Origin of the sequence: Micromonospora sp. NPDC047465, from assembly GCF_040643125.1 — a bacterium.
In the GTDB taxonomy this organism is placed as follows: Bacteria; Actinomycetota; Actinomycetes; order Mycobacteriales; family Micromonosporaceae; genus Micromonospora.
The window spans coordinates 262,623-286,850 of sequence record NZ_JBEYTP010000004.1 but is presented as its reverse complement, the minus strand read 5'-3'; the positions used below and the strand labels follow the sequence as shown (position 1 = coordinate 286,850).

Sequence of the window (24,228 nt, the reverse complement as noted above, 5' to 3'; positions counted from 1 at the left end):
GGTCCCGGTCGAGCCCGGCGGCACGTGCCGGGTCATGACGCGGGCGGATGGTAGGTGATGGTGGGCCGCCCGGTGCCCGGGTGCGTCGCCACGTCGGCCTGGACGCCGTAGACGTCGGCGAGCAGCCCGGGAGTGAGGACCTCGGCGGGCGGGCCGGCGGCGACGACCCGGCCGGCGGCCAGGACGACCACCGTGTCGCAGAACATGGCGGCGAGGTTGAGGTCGTGCAGCGCGGCGAGGGTGGTGACCCCGGTGCGGCGGACCAGGTGCAGCAGCTGCAACTGGTGGCCGATGTCGAGGTGGTTGGTGGGCTCGTCGAGCAGCAGCAGGAGCGGTTGCTGGGCGAGCGCGCGGGCCAGCTGGACCCGCTGCCGTTCGCCGCCCGAGAGGGTGTGCCAGCGACGATCGGCGTACCCGTCGAGGTCGACCCGGGTCAGCGCGTCGGCCGCGGCGGCGCGGTCGGCGTCGCTGTCCGACCATCGTGAGCGTCGGTGCGGGGTACGGCCGAGCAGCACCACCTCCCCGACGGTGAGGTCCAGGTCGGTGTCGGCGTGCTGGGCGAGCAGCGCGGCACGGCGGGCCAGCGCGGCACGGGGCAGGGCGGCGACGTCGTCGCCACCGACGGTGACGCATCCGCTGTCGGGCGTGGCGAGCCGGGCGACGATCCGCAGCAGGGTGGTCTTGCCGCAGCCGTTGGGGCCGAGCAGCCCGACGAGGCTGCCCGCCGGCACGGCGCAGGTGACGCCGTCGAGGATCCGCCGGGCCGCGACGGCCCAGGACACGTCGTTGACGGTGAGCATCAGTCGCGCGCCTTCCGGCGCCCGGCCCACCGTCCCCGGGGCCGCCGCGAGTCTGCCGGCCGCGCCCGGTGCAGCAGGACCACGAAGGCGGGCACCCCGAGCAGCGCCGTCAGCACGCCGACCGGCAGTTCGCGGGGCGCGAACAGGGTCCGCGCGGCGGTGTCCACCCAGACCATGAAGATCGCGCCGGCGAGGACGACGACCGGCAGCAGGCGCCGGTGGTCCGCGCCGGTGAGGAACCGGGCGGCGTGCGGCAGGATCAGCCCGACGAAACCCACCGCGCCGCTGATGGCGACCAGCGCCGCGGTGAGCAGCGCGGTGGCGACCAGCAGCAGCCACCGGACCCGGGTGACGGGCACGCCGAGGGTCTCGGCGGCGTCCTCGCCGAAGGCGAAGGCGTTGAGCGTGCGGGCGTACGCCGCCACGAGGGCGAGCACGGCGGCCAGCACCGGTACCGCCCAGGCCAGGGCGGCCCAGTCGACGCGGGCCAGCGAGCCGGAGAGCCAGAAGGTGATGCTCTGCGTGGCGTGCGGGTCGGCGACCCAGACGATGACGAACGACGTCGCCGCCCCGCACAGTTGCGCGACGGCGACCCCGGCCAGCACCACCCGGGTGGGCGCCAGCGCGGCCCGCCGGCCGGCCACCACCGCCACGACGGCGAACGCGGCCAGCGCGCCGGTGAAGGCGCCCCCGGTGAGCGTCGCGACCCCGCCGCCGACGCCGAGGACGAGCACCGCGACCGCGCCGAGCGACGCCCCGGAGGAGACCCCGAGCAGGTACGGGTCGGCCAGCGGGTTGCGGGTGACGGTCTGCGTCACCGCCCCGACGGCCGCCAGCCCGGCGCCCACCACCGCGGCGCCGAGCACCCGGGGCAGGCGCAGCCGCCAGACGATGTGCTCGCGCAGCAGCGGCACGTCGGCGTGGGCCAGGCCCAGGCGGTCGGCCACGACGGCCCAGACCGTCGACACGGGGATGTCGGCCGGCCCGACGGTGACGGCCGCCCCGATCGACACGACCAGACCCGCCAGCAACGTGACCAGCAGCGCGACCGTGCCCACGGGACGGCCGCGCCGGACCCCGGAGGCGGTGGTGCCGGAGCCCGCGCCGGCCCGACCGCGCACGGCGAGGCGACGGGGCACGGCGAGACGGTGGGCCACGGCGGTACGGCGCGCCACGGCGGTCAGCGGCCCGCTCCGGCGGGAAGCTGCGCCACCCCCGCCGCGAGCGCCTCGACGCCGAGCACCGCCCGCACCCCGGCGGAGGTGGACGAGAACGGGACGACGACGAACCGCTGCCCGGCCACCGCGGGCAGGTCCTTGAGGGTGGGGTGCCGGGCCAGGAACGCCTGCTTCGCGGCGGCCGGGTCCCAGGTCGCGTCGACCAGCACGATCGCGTCGGGGTCGCGCGCGACGGCGCTCTCCCAACTGGTGTCGGCCCAGCCGCCGGCGAGGTCGCCGAAGGCGTTGTCGACCCCGACCGCCGACATGATCATGTTGGGGCTGCCGCAGCAGGCGCCCACGCTCGGGGCGTCGGTGCCGGCGTCCCACCAGAGCACGGAGACGTCCCGCGTGCCGTCGAGCCTGGCGGCAGCGGCGGCGATCCGGGCGCGGTGGTCGGCGATGAGCCTCTCGGCCCGCTCCGGCACCCCGAAGACGGCCGCGACGTCCCGGATCTCGGCGAACACGTCCTCGACGGTGAGCTTCCCCGGCCGGTGCTGCTTCGGGCACCCGGCGGGTGAGAGGTAGGTGCCGATACCGAGCTCCGCCAGGGCGGCCCGGTCGCCGACGCCCTCGTCGCCGAAGGCGCTGTGGAACGAGGCGTAGACGAAGTCCGGCGCCGTCTCCAGGAGTTTCTCCTTGGCCGGGTACTTTCCGGACAGCACCGGCACCGATGCGTACGCGGCGGCGTGCTCCGGCAGGATCGCGTCGTCCAGGTACGCCGTGCCGGCCATGCGGTCGGCCAGGCCGAGCGCCAGCATGATCTCGGTGGCGGGCTGGTTCAGGGTGACCGCCCGCTGGGGCGGGGCGGCGACGGTGACCGGCGTGCCGCAGTTGGTCAGGGTGGCCGGCGCGCCGGACGCCGGGGCGGGGTCGTCGTCCGTGGCGCAGGCGCCGAGCAGGACGAGGAGGACGGACAGGGGCGCGGCTACGCGCCGGGACAGGGTGGACCGCACAGCGCGTACGCGCATCGGGACCGCCTTCCAGCACCTCGTGGACGGGTCATCGCAGTGCCGTGGCCGGTCTCCTGGCTGACGGGAGGTGCGTCCGTGGCCGGCCTTCCCAGGCGTGCGACACGCCCAGTGACCTCTGACGACGAGGGCCGCGGACTTCCCGATCACAGTGGCGAGGGCCGCACCGGTCTTCCACCGGCTTCCCGAACACCACGGCAGCGTCACCCTAGCCTGCGCCCGACCCCGAATGCCACGGTGACGAATGCCATGGAGCGGCCTTCTTCACCACTGTGGACCGTGCGACGGCGGCGTTCACGCCCCCGGCGGGGGCGGGAGGTCGACGACCCGGGTCGCCCAGCGGGCCATCAGGGCCGGGTCGTGGGTGATCAGCAGGACCCCGGCGCCGCGCTCTCGCTGGTAGTCGGTGATGACGGCGGCGAGGTGGGCCTGGGTGGAGGCGTCGAGCATGGCGGTGGCCTCGTCGCAGAGCAGGTAGGCCGGCCGGTGCACGAGCGCCCGGGCGAGGCAGGCCCGTTGCAGCTGCCCGTCGCTGACCGCGTGCGGGCGGCGGGCGAGCAGGTCCGCGGTGAGGCCGACGAGGTCGGCCAGCTCGGCCGCGCGGGCCCTGGCCTGCTCGGCCGGTACGCCGGTGGCGCGGAGCGGTTCGGCGACGATGTCCGCGAGGCTGAGCCGCGGGTCGGTGGCGGCGCGTGGGCTCTGGAACAGGATCGCGACGCGGGTGCGGACGGCCGCCGGCAGCCGGTGGCGGACTCCGGCGACCCGGTGGCCGTCGAGGGTGACGTGCCCGGCGTCGGGGGCGTGCAGCAGGGCGAGTACCCGGGCCAGGGTGGACTTGCCGCTGCCCGAGGGCCCGTGCAGCCCGACCGTCTCGCCGGGGGCGACGTGCAGGTCGACGCGGTCGAGGACGCGCTGCCGACCGTAGGCGACGGTGACCTGGTGGGCGGCGAGCGCGGTGGCGGTCGCCTCCGGTCCGACGTGTTGACGGGTGGCCGTGGTCGTGGTCATGCCGGCGCTCCGACGGGCAGCGGGTGGTGGCAGGCGACCTGGCCGGGGCCGTCCACGACCGGGGTGGGCGGCGTGCGGCAGATGTCGGTGGCGCGGTCGCAGCGCGGGGCGAAGGCGCAGCCGGCGGGCAGGTCGGTGAGCATCGGCGGGTGGCCGGGCACGGGGCGGAACGCCCGCTCGGGCAGGGCGTCGAGCAGGCCGGCGGTGTAGGGGTGGGCGGGCGCGGCGAACAGCGCCTCGGTGGGCCGGCGCTCGACGACCCGGCTGGCGTACATGACGGCGACGGTGTCGGCGACGCGACGGGCGGCGGCCAGGTCGTGGGTGATGAGCAGGACGGCGTTGCCGGCGTCGCAGCGGCGGCGCAGCAGGTCGAGGGTGTGGTCGACCAGGGGCCGGTCGAGGCCGGTGGTGGGTTCGTCGGCGAGCAGCAGCGGTGGGTCGGGGGCGAGCGCGAGGGCGGTGGCCAGGCGTTGCGCCATGCCGCCGGACAACTCGTGGGGGTAGCGGTCGAGGTCGGCGGGGTCGAGCCCGACGTCGGCGGCGACCCGCTCGGCCGCCGAGGGCGCGTCGCGGCGGGCGTGCCCGTGGGCGCGCAGGGTCTCCGCCAGCAGCCGCCGGCCGGTGCGTACGGGGGTCAACGCGGTGGCGGGGCTCTGCGGCACCAGCCCGACCGCGCGGCCGCGTACGGCGCGGGCGAGGTGGCGCTCGGTGCAGCCGATCAGGTCGACCTGGTCCCCGCCGGGCGGGCGCAGCCGGGCGTGGCCCGTGACGGTGGCGTTGCCGGGGAGCAGGCCGAGCAGGGCGTGGGCGAGCACCGACTTGCCGCAGCCGGACTCCCCCACCACGGCCACCAGTTCGCCCGGGTGGACGGTCAGGCGCAGGTCGGTGACGGCCCGCACCACGGCGTCGCGGAGCTGGAAGCGGACGGTCAGCCCGTCGACCTCCAGCAGGGCGGGACGAGGACCGGCGGCGGTGCCGGCCGTGGCGTCGCCGGTGGCGACGGTGCCGGCCGTGGCGGCGCGGGGCTCGCGGGTGGTGGTCACAGGTTCAGCTCCGCTCGTACGCGCGGGTCGAGGCGGTCGCGCCACCGGCCGGTGAGGGTGGCCAGGGCCAGCGTGACGACGACGAGGAGGAGGCCGGGGACGAGGCTGGCCCACCAGGCGCCGGTGAGCAGGGACCGCTGCCCGTCGCTGATCATGTTGCCGATGGAGGCCAGGTGCGGGGGCAGGCCGAGACCGAGGAAGGACAGCGCGGTCTCGTGCCAGACGGCGTGCGGCACCATCAGCGTGGTGGCCAGGGCCAGCCGGGGCAGCACGTGCGGGAGGAGGTGCCGGGTGATCACCCGCGCGCGGCTGGCGCCGCCGGCGATCGCGGCGTCGACGAACGGCCGGGTGCGCAGGCTGAGCAGCTCGGAGCGGACGATGCGGGCGGTGGACAGCCAGTGCGTCAGCCCGATCGACACGATCACCGCGCCGAGGCTGGGGCGCAGCATCGCGACGATGAAGATGCCCAGCAGCAGGTGCGGCAGCGCCGCGATGGTGTCGACGACCCGCATCAGCACCCGGTCGACCCAGCCGCCGAGGGTGCCGGCGACCGCCCCGACGAGGCCGCCGATGACGGTGGCCACGAGCGCGGCGACCGCGCCGACGAGCAGGGAGACGCGCAGGCCGTAGAGGCTGCGGTGGGCCACGTCGCGGCCCAGGTCGTCGGTGCCGGCCGGGTGCGCGGCCGAGGGCGCGAGCCGGGTGCGCGCCAGGTCGACGGCGCTCTCGTCGAGCGGCCACAGGACGGGGGCGAGCAGGCAGGCGGCGACCGCGCCGACGAGCACGGCCCAGGCGACGGCGGCACCGGCACGGCCGGCACGCGGCTTGGGCCGCCGGACGCGGGTGGGGCGGGCGAGGTCAGTCATCGAGGCGTACCCGGGGATCGGCGGCGGTGTAGGCGAGGTCGGTGGCCAGGTTCGCGGCCAGCACCACGACGGTGGTGGCGAGGGTGGTCGCGGCCAGCAGCGGGAAGTCGCTGCCCAGCGCGGCCTGCACCGTCACCGCGCCGAGACCGGGCAGGGAGAACACGGTCTCGACCAGGACGGCGCCCCCGATCAGCTCCGGCAGGTGGGTGCCGACGAGGGTGAGGAACGGCAGCAGCGCGGTGCGCAGGGCGTGGCCGAACAGGACGGTGCGGCCGGGCAGGCCCCGGGCCCGGGCGGCGAGGACGTGGTCGTCGCGGAGGCTCTCGGCGACGGCGTCGCGGATGAACAGGACGAACCACGGCGCCTGGGCGACCGCCAGCACCGTCACCGGCAGGACCAGGTGCCGGGCCACGTCGGCGGGATCGGTGGAGGTGGCGGTGACGTCGGTGAGCCCGCCCGCCGGCAGCCAGCCGAGGGTCAGGGCGAACAGGGCGATCGCGGCCAACCCGATCCAGAACACCGGCATGGACTGCACCGCGTACGCGCCGGCGCGCAGCGCCCGGTCGAACCAGCCGCCGCGCCGGTACGCGGCCACGGTGCCCAGCAGCAGGCTCGCCACGAGGACGAGGGCAAGGGCGGCGCCGACGAGCAGCAGGGTCCAGCCGGCGCGGGCGGCCAGCACGGAGGTGACGGGTTCGTGCCGGCTGGTCGACCAGCCCAGGTCACCCTGGAGCAGGTTGCCCACCCAGCGGAGGTACTGCACCGGCAGCGGGTCGTCGACCCCCCAGTTGGCGCGGATCTGCGCCAGGTTCTCCTCGCTGGTGGTGAACGCCGCCGCGCCCGCGTACTGGTGGGCGGGGTCGATCGGCGAGGCCGCGCCGAGGGCGAACATGCCGACGCTGGTGGCGGCGAGGATCGGCACGGCCACCAGCAGACGCCGACGGACCACGGCACCGGCTCCCGCCAGCCGTCGGCGGCGGGCGGGAGTGGCCGGTGCGGTCACTTCCTCGTCCAGGTGTGGATGTTCCACCAGAGGCTGTTGGCCACGTCGTGCTCGTGCGGCTCCACCCGCGGCGTCACCCCGGCGAGGCCGTCCTTCACCACGTAGGTGTGCTTGAGGTAGGTGAGGAACACCCACGGCAGGTCGGTGGCGAGCTGCTTCTGGAACGTGGCGTACGCGGCCTTGCGGGTGGCCGGGTCGGCGTTGTCGCGGGCGTCCTGCAACGCCTTGTCCACGACGGCGGACCGGTAGGAGCCGGGGTTGAAGAAGCCCTGGCCGGCGAAGTCGGAGCGGAACAGCTTGTAGGAGAGGAAGTCCGGGTCGTACGGGGTGCCGAAGCCCATCACCACCGCGTCGTGCTTCATCCGGGGGGTGATCGCGTCCCAGGTCAGGCCCTCCGGGGTGATCTCGATGCCGACCTTCTTCGCGTCGGCGGTCACCGCGAGGGCGAGTTCCTTGCGCAGGCTGTCGGTGGCCGGGTACATCAGCGCGAAGGCCGCCCGCCGGCCGTCCTTCGCGCGGATGCCGTCCGGGCCCGGCTTCCAGCCGGCGGCGTCGAGGGCGGCGGTCGCGGCGGCCGGGTCGGCGGCGGGCTTGCCGACGATCGACGGCTCGGCGAAATCCGACGACGACGGGACCGGCCCGAACGCCGGCTCACCCGCCCCGCCGAGCAGGCCGGTGACCATCGCCGCGCGGTCGACCGCCGCGTTCAGCGCCCGCCGCACCGCCGGGTCGCCGGTGACCGGGTTGCCCATCGGCAGCACCACGCCCCGGTAGTCGGCGGTCGGCACCCGCTCCACCCGGTGGCCGGCCAGCCCGTCGAAACCGGCGGCGAGCTTCGGCGCCAGCTCCGCCGCGTCGAACTCGCCCGCCCGCATCCGCTGCGCGCGGACGTTGTCGTCGGGGACGAACGCGACCACGACGCCGGAGTTGGCGGGCCTGCCGCCCCAGTACTTCTCGTTGGCCGCGAGCACGAGCCGGTCGCCCGGGGTCCACGACGTCACCCGGTACGGGCCGGTGCCCACCGGCCTGCGGTTGAACTCGGCCTTGTTGACATCCTGCCCGGCCAGCGCCTTGGCCGGCACGATGCCCAGCGCCAGCCGCTGCGGGAACGGCGCGTAGGCGTACTTCAGGGAGAACACCACGGTCGACGGGTCCGGCGCGGTGACCGAGGCGAGCATGTCGAGGTCGGAGCGGAGCGTGGAGTCGACCTTCGGGTCCAGCACCGCCTGGTAGGTGAAGACCACGTCCTGGGCGGTCAGGGGGCTGCCGTCGTGGAACAGCACCCCGTCGCGCAGCTTCACGGTGACGGTCCTGCCGTCCGCCGACACGACCGGCAGCTCCCGCGCCAAGGCCGGCACCAACTGGTTGCGCGCGTCGCGTTCGACCAGCCCGTCGAAGATCAGCGAGCCGCCGTCGACCCCGTAGTTGAGCACGGGGTTCAACGCCTCCGGCTCTCCCGCCGTCGCCACGACGAGGGTGTCGGCCGCGCCCGGGCCCGTCGACGTGCTCGTCGGGGACGAGCAGGCCGCCACGGCCAGGACAGTGCCGGCGGCCATCGCCGCCACCCGCACGGACACCGGCGTACCCATCACATGCTCCCTGGTCTGTTCGTCGCACGACCCCGGCGTTCGCCGCGCCGAGGCCCTGAGGTGGGCCGACCGTCCCCGCGGCCGATGGCGTGCGGCGTGGCCGGCGGCGGGCCGGATCAGTGCCGCGCGGCGGGGACCTCCCGCCGCGCGGTCAGATGATCTCCGGCGCCACTGCCGCAAGCATTCCGCAATTGCCAGACATGTGCAAGAAGCGGCCCGGGAACGGCCCTCCGTCCGTGGCGGGGCACTCGCGGGCATCCGCCGGGTCGCCGGGTGGGCGTCGCCGGTGGTTCAGCCGATCGGCGGGGCCGTCACCCGGCGCTGCCGGGCGTGCTCGGCGCGGGCCGGATCCCGGTCGGCCGCGAAGACGTGGCGGCCGAGGACCGGGGCGCCGCCTCGGCGCCGGGAAGCCGCGGCAGGCGATCATCAGGGGCCGACGCGGCAGTCGGCCAGGGCGGGCGGCCGGGCGTCAGGGACCGCTCGGCGGGCAGAGGAGCCGGTCCAGCAGGGGCAGCCGGAGGACGTCCAGACAGAGGTCGACCGCGGCGGGCTCCGACGCCGGCGGCGCGGTGGTCGGGGCCGGCGCCGGGGCGACCGGCGCCGTGGCCGTCGGCGCCGGGGCGGCCGGGGGCGGGGCGGCCGGCGGGGCCGGGACGGGGGCCGGCGGCGGGGCGGGCGCCGGGCCCCTCGCCGGGGCGGCCGGCGGAACGGAGCCGCCGGTGCTCACCACGTCCTGCCGCACGACCGGCACCCGCGCTCCGGCGGCGACGCGGGTCCGGGGAACCGCCGTCCCGCCGGCGCCCGGCCCGACCTCCTCCGGCACCACCGGTTCCTCTGCAGTGGTCGTGGTGGCGGTCGGCACCACCGTCACGGCGGGAAGGCTCCCGGCGCCGTCCGCCCGGTACGACGGGCCGGGCTGCTCCGACCTGAACGGGCCGGCGGTCAGCATCGCGTACGCCAGCGTGGCGACGGCGGCGGCGAGCGCCATCCGGCGATCGGGGCGCAGCGCGGTCAGCGGGGCCCGATCCGGCGCGGCCGGCGGCGGCGGGACCGGCCGCGCGTGCTGGTGGGCGGCCAGCAGGGCGTCGAGCTGCGCGGCGACGGCGGCGCGTTCCCCGGTGGCGACGGCGAGGGCGAGCGTGAGATAGAAGCGGAAGTTCACCGTGGCGGTGGTCGGCACCCGCAGCCCGGCGAGCCGACCGCCGTCGGTGGTGTGCAGCAGGGTGAGCGGGACGTCGGGGTGGTGCGCGGCCCCGAGCATGTCCGCGTACGCCCACTCGCGCCGCCCCGCGCGGCCGGCGAAGGCCACCCGGCGGTTGGTCACGACAGCCGGGCCCGCGTCGACGACCCGGAGCCCCTTCGGCAGCGCGCGGCCCGTCGCCGCGACCTCGGCCGTGGCGACCGTCAGCCCCGGCGCGGGCAGCCCGTGTACGTGCCGGGCCTCCGCCTCGACCAGCTCCGCGGCCGGCAGCACCCGGAACACGACCTCGTCGTCGTCGAGGTCCACCGGCAGGCCGGTACGCGGCTGCGCGTACCCGAGGAAACCGGCGGCCTCGATCCGCAGCCGGATCAGGTGGTCGTGCCGCCGGCGCCAGCCCTCGACCTCGGCGTCGTACGCGCGGGACCGCCGCCCGCTCTCGCGTTCCGCCCACCTGACCCGCCAGGCCGGGCAGGTTGCCGCCGGGATCGCGATGTTGGTGCGTGGTTCCACCGTCACGCCGGGTACAACCGCCCGACTTCCGTCCAGGACACGTGCACTGATCGATACTTCCCATTGTTCCGATAGGTGGCGGTGTGTGAAACGCCGGGATCTGCCGCCTGCCGAGGTCGGCCCGCTGACCATGGGCCGATCTTCCGCACGCAGCGGATGCAACCCGTCCGCTCTGCCGCTGGTCCGTGTAGTAGAGGCGGCAGAAGGAGAGAGCGGATGGACGGCGTGACGGCGGTGCACGAGGCATACCGGGCGCACTACCGCCGGCTGGTGGGTCAGGTGTACGCGTTGACGGGCAGCCTGCCCGAGGCGCAGGACGTGGTGCACGAGGCGTTCGCGCGGGCGTTGGCTCGGCCCGCGCGCTTCCTCTCCGTGAACGACCCGGAGACCTGGCTGCGGACGGTCGCGATGAACCCGGCGCGGACCCGGCACTGGCGGCAGCGGTTCCTCGACCGGCTGATCCGCAGCGGCCGGGCCGGGCTACTGACCAGCCGGCTTGTCACCGCCGGGAGACGGCTAGTCGGCGACGACCAGCGCCTGCGGGGCGGCGGCCTTCATCCGGGTACGCAGCCACTTGAGCTGGATAGCGGTCTCCGCCTCGCAGCGCTCGACGACAGCCAGCAGTTCCTCGTCCCGGGCGCCGTAGGCGGCCTGGCCGACGACGGTCCAGGCGATGTCCCGGTGTGCCGCGCGGCACACACGACCCGGTGCGCTGATCGACCCGCTCCCGGCTTGAGCCTGGCGGGGACGGGGTACCACCCCTCCATGGGTCAGCTCAGCAGCTCGCCACCCCCGCCGCAGGCCGTCGAGCTGCGGCGGTGGACGTTGTCCGAGGGGACGGACCTGCGCGGCCTGCGGGCGTCCCTGCACGAGCAGCTGACCGGCGACGTGCTCGGCGAGGGCGAGGCCCTGGAGGAGGTCCCCGAGCTGGTCGTGCTGATCGCCACGGAACTCGCCACGAACGCCCTGCGCCACGGGAGACCGCCGACCATCGTCCGGCTGCTCGCCACCGACGACCACCTCGTCCTCGACGTCGCCGACCACGACCTCGGTTCCCTGCCGGAACTCGCCGACACGCAGCCCGAGGATGCCGGCGGGCGCGGTCTGCAACTCGCCCGCGCCCTGTCCCTCGACGTCGGCTGGTACGCCACCGGGACCACCAAGAACATCTGGGCGTCCTTCCCCCGCACCGCCCGGCTGGGCGGCGCGCGGCACGCCTGACCGGCAGGCCGCCCGCACCGGCCGGGCACATCCGGTCCCCTGGCCCCCGTCTCCTGACGACCTACACTGGTTGCCGTGGGGCAATCAGTGTGATCACCGAAGAGCGGCGGCCCGCGCCGCAGGGGCACCTCTGCTGGGCGTACGAGGACCTGGGGTCGCTCGCCGCCCAGGCGGAGCGCTACCTGCTCGCGGGCCTCGCCGCCGGCGAACGCGTCTGGTATGTCACGCCGCACCCCGCGGACGCGGTGGCCGACCGGCTGCACCGCCTGCCGGGCTTCGCCGCCGCCGTGCGCCGGGGCGCCGCCGCCGTGGTCTCCCTGTTCTCGACCTACTCGCACGGCCACGTCGTCGACCCGCCGACGCAGGTCGCCGCCTACACGGCCGCCACCGACGAGGCGCTCGCCGCCGGGCACACCGGGCTGCGCGTGGCCGCGGAGGCCACCGAGCTGGTCCGCACCCCCGCCCAGCTGGAGAGCTTCACCCGCTACGAGCACCTCGTCGACCGCTACATGCGCACCCGACCGTTCTCGGCCATGTGCGCCTACCACCGGCCCGGGCTGGGCGACCGGGCGGTCGCCGAGCTGGCCTGCATGCACCCGGCCAGCAACGTCGACGACGTGCTGTTCCGGTTGTACGCCGTCGCGCCCGCCGACGGGCACGCCGCGCTGGCCGGCGAGCTGGACCTGTCCAACCACGAGCTGTTCCGCGCCGCCCTGGACCGCGCCGACCTGCGCCCCACCGACGGTGAGCTGGTGCTGTCCGCGGCCGGGCTGCGCTTCCTCGACCACCGCGCCCTGACCCACCTCGCCGAGTACGCGCGCCGCCGCGGCGCGACCGCCGTGCTGCGCACCTCCCACTCGGCGGCGGCCCGGCTGGTCGACCTGCTGGACCTGCCGGGCATCCGGGTGGAGGTCGCGCGATGAGGACCGGCGCGGCCGCCCAGCACCACGGCTACTACCACGAGGCCGTCCGGTACGACTCCGACGACGAACTGCTCGCCGTGGTGGTGCCGTTCCTGCTCGGCGGCGTCGACGCGGGCGAGCCCACCTACGTGGCCCTGGGCGAGCGCACCGGCGCGCTGGTCCGCTCGGCGCTGCCCGCCGGCCGCGGGGTGGAGTTCCTGCCCGGCGGCGACGTCTACGCCCGGCCCGCCTCCGCCATCCGGTCCTACCGTGAACTCCTCGCGGCACAGGTGGCCGCCGGCGCCCGGCAGATCCGGATCCTCGGCGAGGTGCCCCCGGCCGCGTTCGACGCGACGTGGGACTGGTGGGCCCGGTACGAGTCGGCGATCAACCACGCCTACGACGACTTCCCGCTGTGGAGCCTGTGCGCGTACGACACCCGGTGCACGCCGCCGGCGGTGCTGGCGGACGTGGCCCGCACGCATCCCCGGTTCGCGACCGCCGACGGTCGGCACGTGCCGAGCACGACCTGGACGTCGCCGACGGATTACCTGCGGGAGACCCGGCCGGTCGTGCCCGACCCCCTCCAGGCGGAGCCGCCGGTCGTCGAGCTGACCGACCCGACGGCGGCCGAGGCGCGCGCCGCCGTGCACAAGGCCGACCGGGGCCAGGTGTCGGCGGATGACGTGGATGATCTCGTCGTCGCGGTCAGCGAGATCGTCACCAACGCGCTGCGCCACGGCCGGCCGCCGGTCCTGCTGCGCGTCTGGTCCGGCGACGACCGCATCGTGGCGACGGTCCGCGACGGCGGCGACGGGCCGGGGGATCCGTTCTGCGGGCTGCTCCCCGCGTCCGGCGGCGCGCCGGGCGGGCTGGGCCTGTGGATCACCTACCAGTCGTGCAGCCACGTGACCTGGCACCGCGACGGCGAGGGCTTCACGCTCCGGTTGACGGCCGGGAACCCGCACGTCGCCCGCTGACCGACCGGCGCTCTGCCGGGGGGGGCGGCGTCACCGCCCCCAGGGCTCGGCCGGTCGGCAGTCACCGCCGGGCCGGCCGTACACCACCGTGCCGGCGGGGTCGACGTAGCAGTGCTCGAACTCGTTCGAGGGTTGGAACAACCGGCGGCGGTCGATCTCGGTGCCGGCGGCGTCGTAGCTCACCAGGTGCGGCCCGTCCTGGTCGAGGTCGGCCCCGACCGTCATGACGGCGAAGATGCCCCCGGAGATCCGGGCAGCGGTGGTCTTCCCGTCGCCGTGTTCCAGCACCAGACGGGCGACCCGGGAGCTGACCCGGCCGCTGACCGTCACGTCGCCACCGGACCGCTGCGCGGAGGTGAGCAGGAGCCGTTGCACCGGGCCGGGCAGCAGGTCGTGCGACGGCCAGCGGTCGACGGAGCGCGCGCCCGACACCTCCGCGCCCGCCGCCCGGTTGACCTCGCAGGTCACGTAGCCCGTGTCGGTCAGGAAGAACACGACCGCGCCGTCGCCCCGCTCGGCCGCCATCGCCAGATCGGCCATGGTCGGCTGCACCTGGCCGTCCTGCGGGCCCCACTCCAGGCACTGCCGCGCGGCGGCCCGCAGGGTGGGCGACAACTCGCCGTACCCCATCGCCAGCACCTCCACCGTCTCGACGTCGGAGGGCGCCCGTACGGCGAACCCGGCCGCGACCACCGCCAGCGCGGTCAGGCCCACGGCGAACCGCGGGCGGATCCGTCTCGTCGCCGGCCGGCGGACCGCACGGAGGACATCCGCCCGCATCCGGTTCGCCACCCGGGGCGGCAGGTCCCGCTCGCCGGGCGGCTCGAAATTCTTCGTCATCGCTGCTCCTCCTCGTTCTCGTCGGTGACCAGCCGCGCCAGGCGTTTCCGGGCGCGGCTGACACGGGACCGGACGGCGACCTCGCTGACGCCGAGGGCCGCCGCCGCGTTCGCGTACGACACCCCCGACCAGAGGCAGAGCGCGACGGCCTCCCGCTCCGCCCTGGGCAGCCGCCGGGCGGCGGCCAGGACAGCCCTCATCCGCCGCTCGTCGTCCAGCCGCTGCGCGATCTCCTCGGCCGGGTCGTCCGCCGCCTGCCGGTCGGCCGGCAGGCGGCGCAGCAGCGCCGCCCACCGTCGCGCCGACCGCCACTCGGTGCGTACGGCGTTGCTCGCCACCACCAGCAGCCAGGGCAGCACCGACCCGTCCACCAGGCGTGCCGCGTCCCTCCTGCGCCAGGCGACCAGGAAGGTGGCCTGGGTGATGTCCTCCGCCGTGCACCAGGAGCCGGTCAGTCGGAAGGCGTGGTTGTAGACCGCACGCGAGTGGCGGTCGAAGAGCCGCCCGAACGCGCCTCGTCGCCTGCGGCGACGGCCGGCCAGAGTTCCTCGTCGCAGGCCCGTGTCTCGGTCTTCACACCCCACTATGGCCGGGTCGCCCGGTGTTGTTGCGGCAGCCGCCACCCGAGCCGCCCGCCGGCACCCGGACCCGGGGCCCGGCGGGCGGTGGCACCCGTCACGACCGGCGGACGGCGGGCAGGCCCGGGGGTACGTTCGGCGGGCAGGCGCCGATCGTTTCGGGCGCGCCGGAGCAGACCCCAGGAGGACGCGGCCGTGCCGGACGCCGAGGAACTGATCAGCGACGCCCTCGCGGCGGTACGCGGCACCGACGTACGCCTCGCGGAGCGGCAGTTGGACCGGCTGATGATCGGCACCGGCGCGGCGGACGGCGCGGCGGCCGTCGACGCCGCGCTCCTGCGCCGCCTGGTCCGCGGGGTCGGCCGGTTGGTGCCGCGCGGCTGGCAGCCGGTGGACCTGGCCCGGCTCGCCACCCGCCGGCTCGGTGCCCGGTCGGCCGGGCTGGTGACCGACGCGCTCGCGGCGCACCGCCGCGACCTGACCGGGCCGGTGCCTCCGTGGTGGGACGACCAGCTCCGCGACCTCGGCGCGCGGGTGTGGTGGGACGCCGACGAGGGCCACCTGGCCGCGTGGTCGGCCCGCGCCGGCTGGGACCGGTTCACCGCGCTGCGCGCGGCGGTCGACGCGTTGGCCCTGGTCGACGGGCTCCCGCCGGTCGCCGTGCTGCGCCCGCCGCCCGGCGCCGGCGGGGCGGTCGCCGCGCGCGGCGGGTCCGGCGGCGGGTCGCGGATGCTCGACCGGGTGCGGGCGCTGCTGGCCAAGGCGGAGTCGACGACCTACCCGGCCGAGGCGGAGGCGCTGACCGGCAAGGCCCAGGAGCTGATCGCCCGGCACAGCATCGACCAGGCGCTGCTGGCGGGCGTCGCCGAGCGCGCCGACCAGCCCGGCGGGGTGCGTCTCGGCACCGACCCCCCGTACGCGGGCGCCAAGGCGCTGCTGGTGCAGGAGGTGGCGGCGGCGAACCGCTGCGAGGCGGTCTGGTCCGACGATCTGGGCTTCACCACCGTGCTGGGCTGGCCGGCCGACCTGGAGGCGGTCGAGCTGCTCTACACCTCGCTGCTGGTGCAGGCCACCGCCGCGATGCTGCGCGGCCGGGGCGAGCGACGGGCCAGGGGCGCCGGCCGCCGCACCCGGGACTACGACGAGTCGTTCCTCAACGCCTTCGCGCTGCGGATCGGCGAGCGGCTACGGGCGGCCACCGAGGACGCGGACCGGCAGGCGGCCACCGAGGCCGGGCCGGAGCGGCTGCTGCCGGTGCTCGCCACCCGCGCCGAGGCGGTGCGCGAACGCCTCGACACGCTCTTCCCCGGCGTCACCCGGGCCCGGCTCACCGTCCGCGACGCCGACGGCTGGTCGTCCGGCACCTCCGCCGCCGACCGCGCCTCGCTCGGCGGCGGCCCCAGCCCGAAGCGCCAGGTACGCGGCCGGCGCTGAGAATCTTCCCGCACCGCTGTCGGATCCGGCGGGTCGGCTCCGACCCTTCACCGGAGACGCGTCACCATGGGCGCGGCCGAGCCGACGAGGAGCACCCGATGAAGTACATGCTGCTGATCTGGAACCGTCCCGGGTTCGTCGAGGAGCTGTCGGAGCAGGAACGCACCGCGCTCTTCGGCGAGGTCGACGAGATCATGCGCGAGCTGACGGAGTCCGGCGAGTTGGTCGGCGGCCAGGCGCTGGCCGACCCGTCGCAGGCGCGTACGGTCCGGCTGGCCGGTGACCGGCCGGAGGTGACCGACGGGCCGTTCATGGAGAGCAAGGAGCAGTTCGCCGGCTACCTGATGGTCGACTGCGACGGCCCCGAGCGGGCCGCCGAGATCGCCAGCCGCTGGCCGGACGTGCGGCTGGGCTTCGGCGCGCTGGAGGTGCGGGCGGTCATGAACGAGGCCGGGACGGACATGTGAGCGGACGGCACGTCGAGGACCTGCTGCGCGACCTGGCGCCGCAGGTCCTCGGCCTGCTCGTCCGCCGGCACGGCCAGTTCGACGCGGCCGAGGACGCCGTGCAGGAGGCGCTGCTCGCCGCCGCCATGCAGTGGCCGGAACAGGGCGTGCCGGACAACCCCCGGGCCTGGCTGCTCACCGTCGCCGGCCGCCGGTTGACCGACGAGTGGCGCAGCGAGCGCGCCCGCCGGGACCGGGAGGTCGCGGTGGCCGTCCGCGAGCCGGCGTACGCGACGGTCGCGCCCGCGGCCGACGAGGAGCCGCCGGCCGGGGACGACACCCTGACCCTGCTGTTCCTCTGCTGCCACCCGGCGCTGGCCCGGTCCGCACAGGTCGCGCTGACGCTGCGCGCGGTCGGCGGCCTGACCACCGCGCAGATCGCCAGGGCACACCTGGTGCCCGAGGCGACCATGAGCCAGCGCATCCGCCGGGCCAAGCAGCGGATCGAGGCTGCCGGGGCCCGGTTCCACATGCCCTCGGCCGGGGATCGGGACGAGCGGCTGCGGAGCGTGCTCCAGGTGCTCTACCTGATCTTCAACGAGGGCTACACCGCCTCCGGCGGGCCGGACCTGCACCGGGCCGACCTGACCGCCGAGGCGATCCGGTTGGCCCGCACGCTGCACCGGCTGCTCCCCGACGACGGCGAGGTGAGCGGGCTGCTGGCGCTGATGCTGCTCACCGACTCGCACCGGGCGGCCCGGACCGGGCCGGCCGGCGAGCTGGTCCCGCTCGCCGAGCAGGACCGCGACCGCTGGGACGCCGCCGCCATCGCGGAGGGGATCGCCCTGGTCACCGAGGCGCTGACGTGGTCGCCGCCCGGCCCGTACCAGCTCCAGGCGGCGATCGCCGCGGTGCACGCCGAGGCGCCGTCGGCGGAGCTGACGGACTGGCCGCAGATCCTGGCGCTCTACCGGCTGCTCGCCCGGATCACCCCGAACCCGATGATCACCCTCAACCAGGCGGTCGCGGTGGCCATGGTGGACGGTCCCCGCGCCGGTCTGGCCCTGCTCGCCCCGCTCGACGCCGACGACTGCACCGCCGGGCACCACCGGCTGGCCGCCGTCCGCGGCCACCTGCTGGAGCTGGCCGGCGAGCCGCAGGCGGCGCGGGCGGCGTACCTGGCGGCGGCCCGGGGCACGACGAGCCTGCCGGAGCAGCGCTACCTGGAGCTGCGCGCCGCCCGGCTGGCGACACCGACGAGTCCCGGCGTGCCCGGCCGAGAGCCGCGCTGACGGGCGCGCCGGCCGGCGTGCGGCACGGGGGCGCACGCCGGCCGGCGTTCCGTCAGGCGACCGGGACGGCCGGGCAGCGGGTGTCGCGGGCGGGCACGTCGACCGAGATCAGATAGCGGTCGACCGCGTCCTGCACGCAGGCGCTGCGGGTGTAGTTGCCGTGCCCCCAACCCTCGTAGGTCAGCAGCACCCCCGAGCGGCCGAGCTGCCGCGCCACGTTCGTCGCCCAGTTGTGGCCGCTCGCCGGGTCGTGCCGGGTGTTGGCGAGCAGCAGCGGCACGTCGGTGCGGACCCGCAGCCGGTGCTGCGGGTTGGCGACCGGGGCCGGCGTGCCGAGGCACGTCGCGATCGCCAGCAGCGCCTGCGGGTAGCGCAGGTCGGGCGCGATCCGGGCCATCCGGCGCAGGTGGGCGGCGTACTCCCGGTGGTCGCGGACCGGCAGGTGCCAGTCGGCGCAGAAGACCGCGAAGGGGTGCGGCCGCACCGCGTCCTCACTTGCGGCAGCGGCGGTGGCCGGGAGCCCGGTGGGAGCGGGCGGGGTCGCCCGCAGGGCCACGATGTCCCGGGCCAGTCCGGCCCAGTCCGGGCCGTACAGCGCGCGCTGGGCGAGCCGGCTGAGGTCGTACGGGGTCAGCGTCGCCCCGGGCCGGTCCGGGTCCGCCAGTTCGCCCCGCTCCGCGCGGGGGAACAGGCCCGCCCAGGCGGCCCGGACGTCCTCGCCGTGCAACGGGCAGCTCGGCGTACGGGCGCACCAGGCGACGAACTCGTCGAAGGAGTCCTGGGCGGCGGCGCCCTGGGTGTCGAGGAACGCCCGGGTGCCGAGGCTGTGGTCGACCACGCTCTCCAGCACCACGGCCCGGACCCGGTGCGGGAACTCCTCGGCGTACTGCGCGCCGAGCAGGGTGCCGTACGAGCTGCCGTGGAAGGTGAGCCGGGACTCGCCGAGCGCCGCCCGTACGGCGTCCAGGTCCCGGACGGCGCTGCGGGTGTCGACGTGGTCGAACAGCGGCCCGGTCCGCTGCCGGCAGTCCTCCCGGAGCAGCGCGTTGTCGGCCAGGGTGGCGTCGAACCGGGCCTGGTCGGTGATGACCTGGGGCTGCCGGTCGAGCAGCGCCGCCGAGCAGAGCACGGGGTTGCTCCGGCCGATGCCGCGCGGGTCGAAGCTGACGATGTCGAACCGGCGGCGCAGGTCGTCGCTGAACCGGTCGTTCCGGATGATCCGCCGGACGCCGGAGTCCCCCGGCCCGCCCGGGCCGAACACCAGCGAACCGATCCTGGCGGCCGGGTCGGTGGCGGCGCGGCGGGCCAGGTGGAGCGTGAAGCGGTCCCCGTCCGGCCGGTCCCAGTCGACGGGGAGCGACAGGGTGCCGCACTCGGCGGTGCGGTCCTCCGCGCAGGGCTGCCAGGCGATGCCCGGCGCGGCGGCCGGCGCCGGTGGGGCGGCCAGGGCGGGCGCGGGCGCCGGCAGGCCCACCGCCAGCAGCGCGGCGGTCGCGCCGAGCGCCAGCGCCCGGAGCCGGAGCGGACGCCGGGGTGTGCCCTCCGCGTCCTGTCGGCCCGGGTCGTCGCCGACGTCAGGCACCGGGGGTCGGTCGCCGCCGCGAGGGGCGGAGTTGCGTACGCGCAGCACGAGACGCTGTCCTCTCCGTCGAAGGAGTGTTGCGATCAGCGGGACCAGCCTGGACTCCATCCCGCCGAGCCGGTCGTCGAGGGCCGCCAGCACCCGGGCGGAGGGCCGCCTGGGCCTCGACGGCGGTGTGGGCGGTCCGTCGACACTCCTCCTCGCGGGCCCGCCGGGTCCGGGCGACCTGCACGATCGCCACCGTGAGCACGCTGACGAGCAGGGCGAAGATCGGTCCAAACGGACGCTAGCGGGTCAGCGTCCGGGGCGTCACCAGTGGACGGTCGATCTCAGGGACGGGTGGGGGATTCCCCTGCTCCTCCCCGGAGCCGCCGGAGATCGGCACAGGGGTCGGCTCAGGCGTGGCACTCGCGGGTCAGCCGCGCCGGGATGCCGGTGAAGGTGGAGCTCATCCAGGCGGCCGGGCGGGACGCCCGGGAGCCGGCGTCGATCCGGTCTGCGGTGTCCTCGATCAGGGCGCGGATCTGCGGGTCGGCGGCCCGGCGGGCCTGGGCGCGTACGTCGTCGGCCAGGTCGGCCAGGTTGCGCCGGAGCTGGTCGGTGACCTGCTCGCCGGTGAGGTCACGGCGGAGCGAGGCCGTCGAGTCGGTGGCGATCTTCTGGCTGCCGGTGAGGATGACCCGGTCCACCTGCCGGCAGACGTCGGCGGTGTTGGCGGCCGTCGTGGCGACCGGGGACGGGCTCGCGGCGGCACTCGCCGCAGCGGTCGGGCTCGCCGGCGACGCGCCGGTCGGTGCGCCGGCCTTCTCCTGGGGGGCGTCCTGGCAGCCCACGGCCAGCACCGCGAGCGCCACCGTGGCGGCGGCGCGCCGCGCGTACACGACGGATCGGGACATGGGACCTCCCGTTCGCGGGTCTCGGCCGTCCGGCGGACGGCACGGGGTCGACCGACGCCGGGCGGCGAGACGTCGTCCTGCCAACGAGCGGGGTCGCCTCCGGGACACGTCGGCCGTCGTGGCGCGACACGCGGTCCGCCGGGCCGGCGAGGGCCGGCCCGGCGGTTTCCGCGTACGCGGGTCAGCTCTTGAAGGCGTCCTTGACCTTCTCGCCGGCCTGCTTCAGCTTGGCGCTGGTCTGGTCGTTGCGCCCCTCGGCCTCGAGCCGCTCGTTGTCGGTGGCCCGGCCGGCGCCCTCCTTCAGCTTGCCGGCGGCGTCCTCGGTCGCGTTGTTGATCTTGTCGTCGAAGCCCATGTCAACCTCCGATCGGCAGTGCCGGTACGTCCTCGGGGTACCCCGCCCGGCCGACGCCCAACCGCCCCGACCTCCCACCGTCAACGCGGCGACCCGCGTCCGGTCCGTGTCGACCGCGGCCGGTCGGCGGACGAGGGTCCTGCGAGGACCGCCCCGAACGACCGCGCCGCCGGCCCCCTTCAGGGAGGACCGGCGGCGCGGTGGGCAGGGTCAGGCGACCGGGCGGAAGCCGCGCAGCCGCAGGCTGTTGGCGACGACGAAGACCGAGGAGAAGGCCATCGCGGCGCCGGCGATCATCGGGTTCAACAGGCCCGCGGCCGCCAGCGGCAGGGCCGCCACGTTGTAGGCGAAGGCCCAGAACAGGTTGCCCTTGATGATGCCGAGGGTGCGCCGGGAGAGCCGGATCGCGTCCACGGCGGCCATCAGGTCGCCCCGCACCAGGGTCAGGTCGGACGCCTCGATCGCCACGTCGGTGCCGGTGCCCATGGCCAGGCCCAGGTCGGCCTGGGCCAGCGCGGCGGCGTCGTTGACGCCGTCGCCGACCATCGCCACGGTCCGCCCCTCGCCCTGGAGCCGTCGCACCACGTCGACCTTGTCGGCGGGCAGCACCTCGGCGATCACCTCGTCGATGCCCACCTCGGCGGCCACCGCGCGGGCGACCGTGGTGTTGTCGCCGGTCAGCAGCACCGGGGTCAGACCCAGCTCCCGGAGCCGCGCGACCGCCGCCCGGCTCGTCGGCTTGACGACGTCGGCCACCGCGAGCACGCCCCGGGCCCGCCCGTCCCAGCCGGCCAGCACGGCCGTCCGTCCCTCGGCCTCCGCCGTGGTCGCCGCCCGCGCCACCTCCTCCGGTACGTCGAGGCCGCGCTCGCGCAGCAGCCGGAGCCGACCGACCAGCACCTCGCGGCCGTCCACCGTGCCGGTCACGCCGAGCCCCTCGACGTTGGCGAAGCCGGTCACCGGCAACAGCGCGCCCTCCTCGGCCGCGCCGGCGGCGACCGCCTGGGCGATCGGGTGCTCGGACGCGGCCTCCAGCGCCCCGGCCAGCCGGAGCAGCTCCGCCCGGTCCTCGCCGGCCGCCGGGAGCACGTCCACCAGGGTCATCCGACCGGTGGTGACGGTGCCGGTCTTGTCCAGCACGACGGTGTCCACCTGCTTCGTGGACTCCAGCACCTCCGGACCCTTGATCAGGATGCCGAGCTGGGCACCGCGGCCGGTGCCGACGAGCAGGGCGGTCGGCGTGGCCAGCCCGAGGGCGCACGGGCAGGCGATGATCAGCACCGCCACGGCGGCCGTGAAGGCGGCCGTCGCGCCCGCCCCGGTGCCGAGCCACCAGCCGAGGGTGCCCGCAGCGAGGGCGATCACGATCGGCACGAAGACGCCCGAGATCCGGTCGGCGAGGCGCTGCACCGCCGCCTTGCCGGTCTGCGCCTGCTCGACCAGCCGGGCCATCTGCGCCAGCTGGGTGTCGCCACCGATCCGGGTGGCGGTGACGACGAGGCGTCCGCCGGCGTTGACGGTGGCGCCGACGACGGTATCGCCGGGGCCGACCTCGACCGGGACGGACTCGCCGGTGAGCATGCTCGCGTCGACCGCGGAGGTGCCCTCGTCGACCACCCCGTCGGTGGCGACCTTCTCGCCGGGCCGGACCACGAACCGGTCCCCCACCGCGAGCTGGTCCACCGGGATCCGGGTCTCCACGCCGTCGCGCAGCACCGCGACGTCCTTGGCGCCCAGCTCGAGCAGGGCGCGCAGGGCCGCCCCGGCGGTCCGCTTCGCGCGGGCCTCGAAGTAGCGGCCGGCGAGGATGAACGCCGTCACCCCGGCCGCCGCCTCCAGGTAGATGTTGCCGGCGCCGTCGGTGCGGCTGATGTCGAGAGTGAACGGGTGGGTCATCCCCGGCTCCCCGGCGGTGCCCAGGAAGAGCGCCCAGACCGACCAGCCGAACGCGGCCAGGGTGCCGAGCGAGACCAGGGTGTCCATGGTCGCCGCGCCGTGCCGCAGGTTGACCCAGGCCGCCCGGTGGAACGGCAGGCCGCCGTAGACGACGACCGGGGCGGCCAGGGTCAGCGACAGCCACTGCCAGTAGGTGAACTGCCAGGCGGGCACCATCGCCAGCACGATCACCGGCACGGTGAGCACGAGCGAGACCCACAGCCGGGTACGCAGGCCGCGCAGCTCGTCCACGGGCTCGGCGGCCGGCTCCGCGCCGGCGGATGCGGGCGGGGGCGGCAGGGCGGCGGTGTAGCCGGTCTTCTCCACCGTGGCGATCAGGTCGTCCGGGCTGACGTCGTCGGCGTACTGGACGCTGGCCTTCTCGGTGGCGTAGTTGACCGTGGCGGTCACGCCGTCCATCCGGTTCAGCTTCTTCTCGATCCGGGAGGCGCAGGAGGCGCAGGTCATCCCGCCGATCGCCAGCTCGATCTGGTTGGGTGCCATCTGCAGCGGCTTGGTGGTGGTCATCACGGTCCCGTCAGTTGTGCCCGTGACCGGGGGCGCCGTGGCCGGCGTCGGCGGTCGGGGAGCTCGTGGCGGCGGGCGTGCGCGCCGCCGGGGTGCCCGTCGCGGCCGGCGAGGCCGACCCCGTCGGGGTGCCGGCGACGACGGTGAACTCGGCGGTGCGCACCACGCCGCCGTGCTTGAAGTCCAGGTAGAGCCGGTAGGCGCCGGCCGACGGCACCTCGGCGAAGAACCTCACCTCGGGGCCGGGCTTCGTCCGCCCGTCGCCCGGCTCGCCGTCGGGGTGCACGTGCAGGTACGCCAGGTCGCCCTGGCGCAGCGCCACCAGGTGGCCGTACGCGCCCAGGTAGGGCTCCAGGTCGGTGACCGGCGCGCCGTCGCGGTTGACGGTCAGGGTCAGCTCGGCGGTGCGGCCGGGCTGCGGGGCACCGGTGAGGGTGACGGTGTAGCCGTCGACCGTCGTGCTGGTCGCCGGGGCGGGCAGCGGCTGCTCGGTCAGGGCCCCGGGAACGGTCACGTCGACACCGAGGGTCAGCGCCTCGCCCCCGGTGGGGGTGAAGTCCGCGAACGCCCGCCAGACGCCGGGCCCGCCCAGCGGCGAGTCGACCCGCCAGGTGCCGTCCGCCGTCATCTCCGGGTGCACGTGCCGGAAGCCGGACAGGTCGCGGCGGGCCACGATCAGGTGCATGCGCTTGTCGTGCGCCACGTCGTACGCGGTGACCGGCCGGCCGTCCGGGCCGGTGACCTGGAAGGCGAACTGCCCGGCCGGGGCGTCGACCGGTCGGAGGGTGTAGCCGCGGTCGGAGACGAGCAGTCCACCGGGCAGGTGGGCCGCCGCGCCGCCCTCGTCGCCCCCGTGGCCGGCCCCGCCGGTGTCCCCGTGGCCGTCCGCGGCGTCGTGGCCGGTCTCGGCGGCCGGGGCCACGGGGCCGGCCACCTGGCCGACCCCGTACGCCGCGCCGAAGACCGCCGCGAGACCGAGGACGAAACCGCTCAGTTTCGTCGCCGTGTTCATGGTGTACCTCGGTTTCCCC

22 protein-coding genes and 1 riboswitch are annotated in these 24,228 nt (G+C 76.1%); of the genes, 6 read left to right on the top strand and 16 right to left on the bottom strand.

Going from position 1 to position 24,228, the window contains the following annotated elements; translation table 11 throughout:
* Positions 1 to 32 precede the first annotated feature (32 nt).
* The 9 genes from ABZ793_RS07005 to ABZ793_RS06965 form a co-directional block, all read right to left on the bottom strand.
* Positions 33 to 800 (bottom strand): ATP-binding cassette domain-containing protein, encoded by a 768-nt coding sequence (locus ABZ793_RS07005; RefSeq protein ID WP_357453116.1) that lies wholly within the window; start codon positions 798 to 800, stop codon positions 33 to 35.
* Positions 800 to 1,939 (bottom strand): iron chelate uptake ABC transporter family permease subunit, encoded by a 1,140-nt coding sequence (locus ABZ793_RS07000; protein WP_357453113.1) that lies wholly within the window; start codon positions 1,937 to 1,939, stop codon positions 800 to 802. Before ABZ793_RS07000 ends, ABZ793_RS07005 begins: the two co-directional genes overlap by 1 nt.
* A gap of 41 nt (positions 1,940 to 1,980) precedes the next feature.
* Positions 1,981 to 2,988: an ABC transporter substrate-binding protein gene (locus ABZ793_RS06995; RefSeq protein ID WP_357453110.1), complete on the bottom strand. Its 1,008-nt coding sequence runs from the start codon at positions 2,986 to 2,988 to the stop codon at positions 1,981 to 1,983.
* Positions 2,989 to 3,016: 28 nt separating this feature from the next.
* Positions 3,017 to 3,200, bottom strand: a riboswitch (cobalamin riboswitch).
* A gap of 82 nt (positions 3,201 to 3,282) precedes the next feature.
* Positions 3,283 to 3,996: an ATP-binding cassette domain-containing protein gene (locus ABZ793_RS06990; RefSeq protein WP_357453107.1), complete on the bottom strand. Its 714-nt coding sequence runs from the start codon at positions 3,994 to 3,996 to the stop codon at positions 3,283 to 3,285.
* Positions 3,993 to 5,039, bottom strand: a complete 1,047-nt coding sequence (locus ABZ793_RS06985; RefSeq protein WP_357453104.1) for an ABC transporter ATP-binding protein — start codon at positions 5,037 to 5,039, stop codon at positions 3,993 to 3,995. The genes ABZ793_RS06990 and ABZ793_RS06985 overlap by 4 nt, the downstream gene beginning before the upstream one ends.
* A complete protein-coding gene (locus ABZ793_RS06980) occupies positions 5,036 to 5,905 on the bottom strand; it encodes an ABC transporter permease (protein ID WP_357453101.1) in 870 nt (289 codons plus the stop codon). Before ABZ793_RS06980 ends, ABZ793_RS06985 begins: the two co-directional genes overlap by 4 nt.
* Positions 5,898 to 6,854, bottom strand: coding sequence for an ABC transporter permease (locus tag ABZ793_RS06975; protein WP_357453098.1), 957 nt, complete (start codon positions 6,852 to 6,854; stop codon positions 5,898 to 5,900). The genes ABZ793_RS06980 and ABZ793_RS06975 overlap by 8 nt, the downstream gene beginning before the upstream one ends.
* A 50-nt stretch (positions 6,855 to 6,904) precedes the next feature.
* Positions 6,905 to 8,497, bottom strand: a complete 1,593-nt coding sequence (locus ABZ793_RS06970) for an ABC transporter substrate-binding protein (protein WP_357453095.1) — start codon at positions 8,495 to 8,497, stop codon at positions 6,905 to 6,907.
* Between the two features lie 469 nt (positions 8,498 to 8,966).
* Positions 8,967 to 10,208 carry a hypothetical protein gene (locus ABZ793_RS06965; protein WP_357453092.1) on the bottom strand — a complete coding sequence of 414 codons (1,242 nt, stop codon included), beginning with the start codon at positions 10,206 to 10,208 and terminating at the stop codon, positions 8,967 to 8,969.
* Positions 10,209 to 10,424: 216 nt separating this feature from the next.
* Between ABZ793_RS06965 and ABZ793_RS06960 the strand changes: the two genes are divergently transcribed.
* From ABZ793_RS06960 to ABZ793_RS06950, 3 genes are all read left to right on the top strand, one after another.
* Positions 10,425 to 11,429, top strand: a complete 1,005-nt coding sequence (locus ABZ793_RS06960) for a sigma factor (RefSeq protein ID WP_357453089.1) — start codon at positions 10,425 to 10,427, stop codon at positions 11,427 to 11,429.
* 89 nt (positions 11,430 to 11,518) lie between these two features.
* Positions 11,519 to 12,352 (top strand): MEDS domain-containing protein, encoded by an 834-nt coding sequence (locus tag ABZ793_RS06955; RefSeq protein ID WP_357453086.1) that lies wholly within the window; start codon positions 11,519 to 11,521, stop codon positions 12,350 to 12,352.
* Entirely contained in the window at positions 12,349 to 13,311 is a 963-nt protein-coding gene (locus ABZ793_RS06950) for an anti-sigma factor RsbA family regulatory protein (protein WP_357453083.1), read from the top strand. Before ABZ793_RS06955 ends, ABZ793_RS06950 begins: the two co-directional genes overlap by 4 nt.
* A gap of 30 nt (positions 13,312 to 13,341) precedes the next feature.
* Here the strand turns inward: ABZ793_RS06950 and ABZ793_RS06945 are convergent, their stop codons facing one another.
* Together ABZ793_RS06945 and ABZ793_RS06940 are read right to left on the bottom strand one after the other, a co-directional pair.
* Positions 13,342 to 14,151 (bottom strand): hypothetical protein, encoded by an 810-nt coding sequence (locus ABZ793_RS06945; RefSeq protein ID WP_357453080.1) that lies wholly within the window; start codon positions 14,149 to 14,151, stop codon positions 13,342 to 13,344.
* On the bottom strand, positions 14,148 to 14,735 hold the full coding sequence (locus ABZ793_RS06940) for a sigma-70 family RNA polymerase sigma factor (protein ID WP_357453077.1): 588 nt from the start codon (positions 14,733 to 14,735) through the stop codon (positions 14,148 to 14,150). Before ABZ793_RS06940 ends, ABZ793_RS06945 begins: the two co-directional genes overlap by 4 nt.
* 189 nt (positions 14,736 to 14,924) lie before the next feature.
* Here ABZ793_RS06940 and ABZ793_RS06935 point away from each other — a divergent pair, with 189 nt between their 5' ends.
* The 3 genes from ABZ793_RS06935 to ABZ793_RS06925 all read left to right on the top strand — a co-directional run bounded on the left by ABZ793_RS06935 (position 14,925) and on the right by ABZ793_RS06925 (position 17,901).
* The gene (locus ABZ793_RS06935; protein ID WP_357453074.1) at positions 14,925 to 16,163 is read left to right on the top strand and encodes a DUF2786 domain-containing protein; all 1,239 of its coding nucleotides are present in this window, start codon (positions 14,925 to 14,927) and stop codon (positions 16,161 to 16,163) included.
* 98 nt (positions 16,164 to 16,261) lie between these two features.
* On the top strand, positions 16,262 to 16,630 hold the full coding sequence (locus tag ABZ793_RS06930; RefSeq protein WP_357453070.1) for a YciI family protein: 369 nt from the start codon (positions 16,262 to 16,264) through the stop codon (positions 16,628 to 16,630).
* On the top strand, positions 16,627 to 17,901 hold the full coding sequence (locus ABZ793_RS06925) for a DUF6596 domain-containing protein (RefSeq protein ID WP_357453068.1): 1,275 nt from the start codon (positions 16,627 to 16,629) through the stop codon (positions 17,899 to 17,901). The genes ABZ793_RS06930 and ABZ793_RS06925 overlap by 4 nt, the downstream gene beginning before the upstream one ends.
* 52 nt (positions 17,902 to 17,953) lie before the next feature.
* Here ABZ793_RS06925 and ABZ793_RS06920 read toward each other — a convergent pair whose 3' ends face one another.
* From ABZ793_RS06920 to ABZ793_RS06900, 5 genes are all read right to left on the bottom strand, one after another.
* On the bottom strand, positions 17,954 to 19,483 hold the full coding sequence (locus ABZ793_RS06920; protein WP_357453065.1) for an alpha/beta hydrolase: 1,530 nt from the start codon (positions 19,481 to 19,483) through the stop codon (positions 17,954 to 17,956).
* A gap of 395 nt (positions 19,484 to 19,878) precedes the next feature.
* Positions 19,879 to 20,379, bottom strand: a complete 501-nt coding sequence (locus tag ABZ793_RS06915; RefSeq protein WP_357453063.1) for a hypothetical protein — start codon at positions 20,377 to 20,379, stop codon at positions 19,879 to 19,881.
* 181 nt (positions 20,380 to 20,560) lie between these two features.
* A complete protein-coding gene (locus tag ABZ793_RS06910) occupies positions 20,561 to 20,734 on the bottom strand; it encodes a CsbD family protein (RefSeq protein WP_357453060.1) in 174 nt (57 codons plus the stop codon).
* Positions 20,735 to 20,944: 210 nt separating this feature from the next.
* The gene (locus ABZ793_RS06905; protein WP_357453057.1) at positions 20,945 to 23,197 is read right to left on the bottom strand and encodes a heavy metal translocating P-type ATPase; all 2,253 of its coding nucleotides are present in this window, start codon (positions 23,195 to 23,197) and stop codon (positions 20,945 to 20,947) included.
* Positions 23,198 to 23,207: 10 nt separating this feature from the next.
* Positions 23,208 to 24,209, bottom strand: a complete 1,002-nt coding sequence (locus ABZ793_RS06900) for a hypothetical protein (RefSeq protein WP_357453054.1) — start codon at positions 24,207 to 24,209, stop codon at positions 23,208 to 23,210.
* Between the last annotated feature and the right edge of the window lie 19 nt (positions 24,210 to 24,228).

Bases quoted from the DNA above. Each gene is read 5' to 3' on its own strand.
- ABZ793_RS06945 (WP_357453080.1), bottom strand. From the start codon at position 14,151: ATGACGAAGAATTTCGAGCCGCCCGGCGAGCGGGACCTGCCGCCCCGG.
- ABZ793_RS06980 (WP_357453101.1), bottom strand. From the start codon at position 5,905: ATGACTGACCTCGCCCGCCCCACCCGCGTCCGGCGGCCCAAGCCGCGT.
- ABZ793_RS06990 (WP_357453107.1), bottom strand. From the start codon at position 3,996: ATGACCACGACCACGGCCACCCGTCAACACGTCGGACCGGAGGCGACC.
- ABZ793_RS06905 (WP_357453057.1), bottom strand. From the start codon at position 23,197: ATGACCACCACCAAGCCGCTGCAGATGGCACCCAACCAGATCGAGCTG.
- ABZ793_RS06900 (WP_357453054.1), bottom strand. From the start codon at position 24,209: ATGAACACGGCGACGAAACTGAGCGGTTTCGTCCTCGGTCTCGCGGCG.
- ABZ793_RS06950 (WP_357453083.1), top strand. From the start codon at position 12,349: ATGAGGACCGGCGCGGCCGCCCAGCACCACGGCTACTACCACGAGGCC.
- ABZ793_RS06995 (WP_357453110.1), bottom strand. From the start codon at position 2,988: ATGCGCGTACGCGCTGTGCGGTCCACCCTGTCCCGGCGCGTAGCCGCG.
- ABZ793_RS07005 (WP_357453116.1), bottom strand. From the start codon at position 800: ATGCTCACCGTCAACGACGTGTCCTGGGCCGTCGCGGCCCGGCGGATC.
- ABZ793_RS06915 (WP_357453063.1), bottom strand. From the start codon at position 20,379: ATGTCCCGATCCGTCGTGTACGCGCGGCGCGCCGCCGCCACGGTGGCG.
- ABZ793_RS06930 (WP_357453070.1), top strand. From the start codon at position 16,262: ATGAAGTACATGCTGCTGATCTGGAACCGTCCCGGGTTCGTCGAGGAG.
- ABZ793_RS06910 (WP_357453060.1), bottom strand. From the start codon at position 20,734: ATGGGCTTCGACGACAAGATCAACAACGCGACCGAGGACGCCGCCGGC.
- ABZ793_RS06960 (WP_357453089.1), top strand. From the start codon at position 10,425: ATGGACGGCGTGACGGCGGTGCACGAGGCATACCGGGCGCACTACCGC.
- ABZ793_RS06970 (WP_357453095.1), bottom strand. From the start codon at position 8,497: ATGGGTACGCCGGTGTCCGTGCGGGTGGCGGCGATGGCCGCCGGCACT.